The sequence below is a fragment of the Phenylobacterium sp. genome, assembly GCF_044371015.1.
In the GTDB taxonomy this organism is placed as follows: Bacteria; Pseudomonadota; Alphaproteobacteria; order Caulobacterales; family Caulobacteraceae; genus Phenylobacterium.
Genome location: NZ_JBILUK010000158.1, coordinates 1 through 7,338, shown reverse-complemented (window position 1 = coordinate 7,338; position 7,338 = coordinate 1). Strand labels below are relative to the sequence as shown.

Genomic DNA, 7,338 nt, shown 5'->3' with positions numbered 1-7,338 from the left:
GCCGGATCGACCATCGAGATCCGCAAGACCGCGATGGGCGGCTACTTCCTCAACGTCGACGGCCAACGCGCCATCCGCGCCAACCGGATCAAGTAGGATCTTACCTCCCCCGCGAAGCGGGGGAGGTAAGGGCGCCTACCGGTCCTTCGGGTCCAGCGCGTCGCGCAGGCCGTCGCCGATGAAGTTGAAGCACATCAGCGCCACCACCATCGCCAGCGACGGGAAGATCAGCAGCCAGGGCGCCAGCTCCATGTCCTGAGCCCCGCCGGAGATCAGCGTGCCGAGCGACGCCATCGGCGGCTGCACGCCCAGGCCCAGGAACGACAGGAAGCTCTCGGCCAGGATCACGGCCGGGATCGTCAGCGTCACATAGACCACCACCGGCCCCAGCAGGTTGGGCACGATGTGGCGGGCGACAATGGCGCCCTGGCCAAGGCCCGCGGCGCGCGCGGCCTCGATGAATTCCTTGTTCTTAAGAGCCAGCGTCTGGCCGCGCACGATCCGCGCCATGGTCAGCCACTCCACCGCCCCGATCGCCACGAAGATCAGGATGATGTTGGAGCCGAAGGTGACCATCAGCAGGATCACGAAGAAGATGAACGGCAGCGAGTAGAGGACATCCACCATCCGCATCATCACTTCATCGAGCTTGCCGCCCATATAGCCCGCGATGGCGCCCCAGGCGACGCCGATCACCAGCGACACCAGCGTCGCCACCAGCCCGATGGCCAGCGAGACGCGGAGGCCCATCAGCAGGCGGGAGAGCAGGTCTCGGCCCAGCGCGTCGGAGCCCAGGATGTGGCCGCCCTGCAGCGGCGCCATCCAGACATCCTGCTTGTTGACCTCGTCATAGCCGAACGGAACCAGCATCGGTCCGAAGATCGCGGCGACCACCAGGAAACCCAGCGTCCACATCGAGGCCACGGCCGCCTTGTTCCGCGACAGGCGACGGCGCGCGTCGTCCCAGAGGCTGCGGCCCTTGATCGGCGCGGGCGCGGTTGAAAGGTCGGCGGCGAGGCTCATGCCAGTTTCACCCGCGGATCCAGCGCGGCGTACAGCAGGTCCGCGACAAGGTTCAGGATCAGGATCAGGGCGGCGTAGAAGATCACCATGCCCATCACCACCGTGTAGTCCCGCTGGAGCGCGCTGATCACGAAGAACTTGCCCAGCCCCGGCAGGTTGAAGATCTTCTCCACCACCAGAGATCCGGTGATCAGGCCCGCGCAGGCCGGACCCAGATAGCTCACCAGCGGCAGGATCGCCGCGCGCAGGGCGTGCTTGCCGACGATGCGATGCTCTGGCAGGCCCTTGGCGCGGGCGGTGCGGATATAGCTGGCGTGCAGCACCTCGATCATGCCCGCCCGGGTCAGTCGCGAGATGATGGCGATCTGCGGCAGGGCCAGCACGGTCACGGGCAGGATCATGTTGGCGATCGCGCCGTCGTTCCACCCGGCGGTCGGCAGCCAGCCGAGGGTTGAAGCGATCCCCAGAACCAGCAGGGGCGCCGTGACGAAGGTGGGAATACAGACCCCCAGGATCGCCACGGCCATCACCAGATTGTCGGTCAGTCCGTTCTGTCGAAGCGCCGCCATCACCCCCAGACTGACGCCCACGACCGCCGCGATGGCGATGGCCGACAGCCCTAGCTTCAGCGACACAGGGTAGTTCTCATTCAGGATGTCGAGGACCGTCTTGTCCTTGTACTTCAGCGACGGCCCCAGATCGCCCTGCACCACGCCGACGAGGTAGTTCACGTACTGCTCGTGCAGCGGCTTATCCATGCCGTAGGCGGCCAGCACGTTGGCCTCGATCTCCGGCGACAGCTTGCGATCCATGTCGAAGGGGCTGCCGGGCGCGGCGCGCATCATGAAGAACGCCGCGGTGATCACCAGGAACAGGGTCGGGATCGCGATAAGCAGACGCCGGCCGATGTAGCGGAACATGAGGTGTGATCAGGCTTTCAGGTCGGGCCGGGCGCGGCGGGGGTTCGTCGACCGAACCTTCCATCCCGACCGGCGGGAGTCAACGAAGGGTCAGGCCGCCGGCTTGCGCTTGCAGAGGTACTTGGAGGGATGGTGGTCCTGCAGGTTGTCGACCCAGCCGGTGATCTGCGGACTGACCAGATTCTTGTTCACATAGAAGAAGATCGGCGCGACCGGCACGTCCTTCAGCATGGTCGTCTCAGCGTCCGCGAGAATGCCCGCGCGCACGGCCGCGTCAGGCTCCTGGTCGGCCCGCTTCAGCAGGGCGTCGAACGCCGGGTTCTTGTAGTCGCCGTAGTTCTGAGCGCCGGTCGTGGAGTTCATCAGATAGAGGAAGCTCATCGGGTCATCGTAGTCGGCGATCCAGGCGGCGTCGGCCACCTCGAAGTCCCGCACCCGGTAGGACGCGTAGGCGATCTGCACCTCGTTCTGCGCCAGCCGCGCATCAACCCCGACCAGCCGCCAGTCGGCCTGGATGGCCGGCATGATCAGGCTGGGATCGGCCGAGTTGCGATGCTTGATCTCGATCTTCAGGGGGCGCTCAGGGCCATAGCCCGCCGCGGCCAGCAGCCGCTTCGCCTCCGCCTGTCGCCGCTCCAGCGGCCACGTCGCCCAGGCCGGCGGGGTCGCGGGCCTGGCGTTCGACACGCCGGGCGGCACAAAGGTGTAGGCCGGGCTCTGGCCGCCGCGCATCAGCTTGCCGGTGATGAACTCCCGGTCGATGGCCATGGAGAGCGCGGCGCGGACTCGCGCATCCTTCAGCGCCGGCACGTTGTTGTTGAACGCCAGATAGGCCACGCCGAGATAGGTGTGGGTGCGCACATAGCCCGGCATGGTCTCCCGCAGGCGCGCGATGCGGTTGGACTGTATGTCGGTGTTGGCGTCGAGTTCGCCGCGTTTGACCTGCCGCTCGGCGCTGATCGCGTCGTTGGTCGGGTAGTAGTAGATCTCGTCGAGGCAGACGTTCCGGGCGTCGAAGTAGCGGGGGTTCTTCACCGCCTTCACATAGTCGCCCAGCCGCCAATCGGTGATCCGATAGGGGCCGTTGGAAACGTAGCCATCCGGCTTCGACCAGGCGTCGCCCAACTGTTCGACGCGGTGCTTGGGCACCGGCATCATCGTCTGGTGCTTGGCCAGCTGCGGCAGGTAGGGCGCGGGATGCTCCAGCGTCACCTCCAGCACCTTGGGGCCGAGCGCCCGGACGCCCAGCGTCTCGGGCGCGGCGTCGCCGTTGTTGATCGGCAGGGCGCCCTTCAGGACGTAGAGCAGCGAGGCGTATTCCGACGCCGTCTTCGGCGTCAGGATGCGGCGGAACGAGAACACGAAGTCGTCGGCGGTCACCGGCGTCCCGTCGGACCAGGTCGCGTCACGCAGATAGAAGGTCCAGACCAGACCATCAGGGCTGGTCTCCCACCGCTCGGCCATGCCGGGGATGGCGCGGCCCCGGTCATCGTCGCGGGTCAGGCCCACCATGTTGTCCATCAGGATCCGGTGCTCCCAGGTGCCCGTGACCTTGTGCGGGTCGAGCGAGATCGGCTCCGAGCCGTTGCCGATGTGGAAGCAGGTCTTGCCCGCCGGACAGTCGGCGCGGCCCTTGCCCTGCGGCGCGCAGGCCCCGGCCAGCGCCAGCGTCAGGACAAGCGCCGGAAGGAGTCGGCCGATGGGAAAGCGCATGAGAAACCTGGAAGCCGGCGGGGGGCGTTGCGTAAGTTCCACCCGCGCCCGATGATGTCAACGAACCCACAGCCCCCGCCCCGGAGCCTCAAGTGCCTGACTTTCGACGCGTCACCGACGATCTTTCCGTGGCGCCCCAGATCACCGTCGCCGATGTGGCCGAGGCCGCGCGCCTGGGCTTTCGCACCCTGATCAGCAACCGCCCGGACGGCGAAGAACCCGGCCAGCCGACGGCCCGCGAGATCGCTGCGGCGGCGGCCGATGCCGGACTGCCTTTCTACCACATCCCCGTGCGGGGGGCTCCGACGCCGGAGCAGGTCGAGGCGACCCGACTGCTGCTGCAGGAAGCGGAAACACCTGTGCTGGCGTTCTGCCGCTCGGGCACCCGCTCGATCGTCACCTGGTCGATCTGCCAGGCCACCTCCGGCGCCATGGACCGGGGCGATCTCGTCGCGCTCGGACGGGCGGCGGGCTATGACCTTTCCGGAGTGCTCGGCGCATGATCCCCTATGTCCGCGACATCGACATCGTCTACGGCCGCTGCGACCAGGCCTCGCCGCTGATCCGGCGGGTCACCGCCAACAACCCCGGCCCCTTCACCTTCAAGGGCACCGGCACCTACATCGTCGGGCGCGGCGAGGTGGCGGTGATCGATCCGGGGCCCGACGATCCGGCGCATCTGGAGGCGATCCTCGCGGCGATCCCGGGCGAAACCGTCAGCCACATCGTGATCACTCATCATCACTCCGACCATTCGCCCCTGGCCGGGCCGCTGAAGGCCCGCACCGGCGCGCCGATCTATGGCTGCGCGGTCGCCTCGGCCCGCGAGGACGACCACGGCGAGGTGAAGATGGAGGCCGGCCATGATCTGGGCTTCCAGCCCGACATCAGCCTCTGCGGCGGCGGAACCATCACCGGCCCCGGTTGGACGCTGGAAGCCATTCCGACGCCCGGCCACACGTCCAACCACCTCTGCTACGCCTTCCCGGAGGAGCGCGCCTGCTTCACCGGCGACCACATCATGGGCTGGTCCACCACGGTGATCACCCCGCCCGACGGCGACCTCTCCGACTATCTGGCCAGCCTGGACGCCATCCGCACGCGCGGCTTCGAGACGTTGTGGCCCACTCACGGCCCGCCGATCCGCGACGTCACCGCCTTCATCGACGCCTATACCGCCCATCGGCACGAGCGGCTGGATCAGATCCTCACCGCGCTCGAGGCCGGCCCGGCCCGCATCCGCGAACTGGTCCCCAGGCTCTACGCCGACGTCGACGCCCGCCTGCATCCCGCCGCCGCGCGCTCCATGCTGGCCGGCATGGTCCACCTGACGCGCGAGGGTCGCCTCGCGACCGACGGCGCGCCGGGGCCAGAGAGCGTGTACCGGCGGGCCTAGAGGCCGCTTAGAGGCGCTTTTCCAGCACCTCGAACACCAGATCGTCCCGCGTCGGTTCGCCGAAGCGTTTGTCGCCATAGGGAAAGGACTTGGTCTCGCCGGTCGGCGCATAGCCACGACGACCGTACCAGGCGATCAACTCTTCGCGCTGGCGGATGACGGTCATCCGGATCGCCGCGCCGCCCCGCGCCCGCACCCAGGTCTCAGCGGCCTCCAGGATGGCGCGGCCGAGGCCGCCGTCCTGGCGATCCGGCGCCACAGTGAGCATGGCCAGGAACCAGACGCCGTCCGCGCCCTCGTCGAGTCGCACATGGCCCAGGTGCGCGCCCACGGCATCCCGCCCGATCAGCAGATTGGCGCCCGGCTGCGCCAGGTCCTCGGCCAGCAGGCCCTCGTCCAGCCGCTGGCCGCCGACGATGGTCTCGACCTTCCAGGCGGCCTGGCCTTCCGCCTGCCGATAGGCGCGATTGGTCAGGGCGATAATCGCCGGATGGTCGACCTTGGTCGCGAGACACAACTCCAGGCCCATGCGCAGCCTCAGGCGGGCTTGAAGCCGGTCAGAATGCGCCGGCCGTCCGGCTCATTCCGACACGTGATGGCGGCGCCCAGCGGCTCCTCGGTGATCATCGCCTGGACCAGCGCCCCGTCGGCCGGATCAGTCATCGCCAGGAACCGAGCGCCGGATGCGTCGCGGGCCACCACCACACCGGAAGGCGCCTCGCGGCCGTAGTCGATGGTGTAGGTCTCCACTACGCCGGCGCTCGCCTCGCGCGCCAGGGCCGGCGCGGCCCAGTTGTCCACCTCGGCCTGGAGCGCCGCACTTTCGAACCCGCGCCAGGTCGCCGGCTTGGTCGAGTAGACTCCCACGGAGTACTTCGAAAGGAACCCGCCGTTGGCCGCCACCAGGCCGACCGCGCCCTCAGCCTCGCGCAAGGCGCGGATCATGCTGGCGATGGCGTGCATGGAGTAGTTGTTCCCCGCTCCGCCGAAGAACGGAAGCCCGCCGGTGAGGGTCAGCGGCCGGGCGTCGTCCGCCGCGATACCCAACCCGTCGCGCACCGACGTCACAGCGATTGGAAAGCAGCTGTAGAGATCGAACAGCGCCAAATCCCCCAGCCCGACGCCCGCGACCTGCATCGCCTGGCGCGCGGCCATCACGGCGGCGGGATAGGCGGCCATGTCCTGGCGCTCCATCGGCATCCGCTCCATGACGTCGGCGCCGCCGCGCAGATAGACCCAACGGTCCTGCGGCACGCCCATCGCCCGGGCTTGGCCCACCGAAGCGATCAGAACGGCCGCCCCCTGGTTGGCCTGGTCGCGCGCCACCATCCGGCGCGGGAACGGGTCGGCCACCAGCCGATTGCGCGGCGTGACGGTGGCCAGCGCCTCGGCGTCGAAAACCTCCTGGCTCATGGCGTGTGGATTGGTCGAAGCGACCTGGGTGAACGGCGCGAAGAGGCGGCCCATTTCTAAGGCGTAGCCGGTGCGATCGAGCCCCCTCTGCGCGCGGCGCGCGTTTTCAAAGAGCGCATAGTGCGCCATCGCGGTGCGCAGACCATGGGCGCGCAGGTCCAACGACGACAGCGGCGGGCCGAAGCCACGGTCCTCCAGTTGACCGCCCACGGCTTCGGCCCAGTCGCGGGTCTCGCCCTTGCCGGCCAGGTGGCGCACCGTCGAGATGGATTCCGAGCCGCAGATCAGCGCCAGCTGCATCTCGCCCCGCCCGATGGCCTGGGCGAACTCATTGACCAGATGCTGCGGTCCCTGTCCGCCCACCGGCTCCAGGATCGCCCGCGCCGGGTCCGCGCCGATACGCTTGGCCACCGAACGCGGGAAGTTGTCCGACTTGCCGAACGGCGCCACAGCGCCGTGCCCTGAGACCTCAAACTGGCGGATCGCCGCCATCGTCTGGATCCGTGCGGCGACACCCTTCCCGCCCGCATCCGCCACAGCCGCCGCCGCTGCGCGCGACGCCAGTTCCACCGGCGACAATGCGGCATAATCCGGAGCCTCAATCCGCTCCGACGCCTCGCCAACGCCGATGATGATGGGGGTCCGATCGTCCAACCTCAAACTCCGTCCTGGGGCTCACATTCTGGCCTCCCGTTTGGCGGGCCGTGCCGCCGCTGTCCAGGAACGATGGGCTGGTCCGGAAGCCGGAGAGCGCCGACCCCACCGCCACCTCACGCCTTCTCGGCCATCCTCGCCGTCGGCAGGACATAGTCCTTCATCCGCTCGCGGATCAGCTTCTTGTCGATCTTGCCGGTGGCGCCCAGCGGGATGTCT

At 68.5% G+C, this 7,338-nt stretch carries 7 protein-coding genes and 1 pseudogene; 2 read left to right on the top strand and 6 right to left on the bottom strand.

The window, feature by feature from the left end; genetic code table 11:
* Nucleotides 1–135: 135 nt before the first annotated feature.
* The 3 genes from ACIQ3R_RS12755 to ACIQ3R_RS12745 form a co-directional block, all read right to left on the bottom strand.
* Nucleotides 136–1,023, bottom strand: coding sequence for an ABC transporter permease (locus ACIQ3R_RS12755; protein WP_397419059.1), 888 nt, complete (start codon nt 1,021–1,023; stop codon nt 136–138).
* Nucleotides 1,020–1,943, bottom strand: coding sequence for an oligopeptide ABC transporter permease OppB (gene oppB / locus ACIQ3R_RS12750; RefSeq protein ID WP_397419057.1), 924 nt, complete (start codon nt 1,941–1,943; stop codon nt 1,020–1,022). Before oppB ends, ACIQ3R_RS12755 begins: the two co-directional genes overlap by 4 nt.
* Before the next feature lie 90 nt (nt 1,944–2,033).
* Nucleotides 2,034–3,656 (bottom strand): peptide ABC transporter substrate-binding protein, encoded by a 1,623-nt coding sequence (locus tag ACIQ3R_RS12745; protein ID WP_397419055.1) that lies wholly within the window; start codon nt 3,654–3,656, stop codon nt 2,034–2,036.
* A 92-nt stretch (nt 3,657–3,748) separates the two neighbouring features.
* Here ACIQ3R_RS12745 and ACIQ3R_RS12740 point away from each other — a divergent pair, with 92 nt between their 5' ends.
* Together ACIQ3R_RS12740 and ACIQ3R_RS12735 are read left to right on the top strand one after the other, a co-directional pair.
* Nucleotides 3,749–4,159 (top strand): TIGR01244 family sulfur transferase, encoded by a 411-nt coding sequence (locus tag ACIQ3R_RS12740; protein WP_397419053.1) that lies wholly within the window; start codon nt 3,749–3,751, stop codon nt 4,157–4,159.
* The gene (locus ACIQ3R_RS12735; RefSeq protein WP_397419051.1) at nt 4,156–5,052 is read left to right on the top strand and encodes an MBL fold metallo-hydrolase; all 897 of its coding nucleotides are present in this window, start codon (nt 4,156–4,158) and stop codon (nt 5,050–5,052) included. The genes ACIQ3R_RS12740 and ACIQ3R_RS12735 overlap by 4 nt, the downstream gene beginning before the upstream one ends.
* Nucleotides 5,053–5,059: 7 nt before the next feature.
* On the opposite strand, the gene ACIQ3R_RS12730 is transcribed toward ACIQ3R_RS12735, so the two are convergent.
* The 3 genes and pseudogenes from ACIQ3R_RS12730 to ACIQ3R_RS12720 form a co-directional block, all read right to left on the bottom strand.
* Nucleotides 5,060–5,581, bottom strand: coding sequence for a GNAT family N-acetyltransferase (locus ACIQ3R_RS12730; protein WP_397419049.1), 522 nt, complete (start codon nt 5,579–5,581; stop codon nt 5,060–5,062).
* 8 nt (nt 5,582–5,589) lie between these two features.
* Nucleotides 5,590–7,119, bottom strand: coding sequence for an acetyl-CoA acetyltransferase (locus tag ACIQ3R_RS12725; RefSeq protein ID WP_397419047.1), 1,530 nt, complete (start codon nt 7,117–7,119; stop codon nt 5,590–5,592).
* 143 nt (nt 7,120–7,262) lie between these two features.
* Nucleotides 7,263–7,338, bottom strand: a pseudogene (locus ACIQ3R_RS12720) (hypothetical protein); the annotation flags it as partial.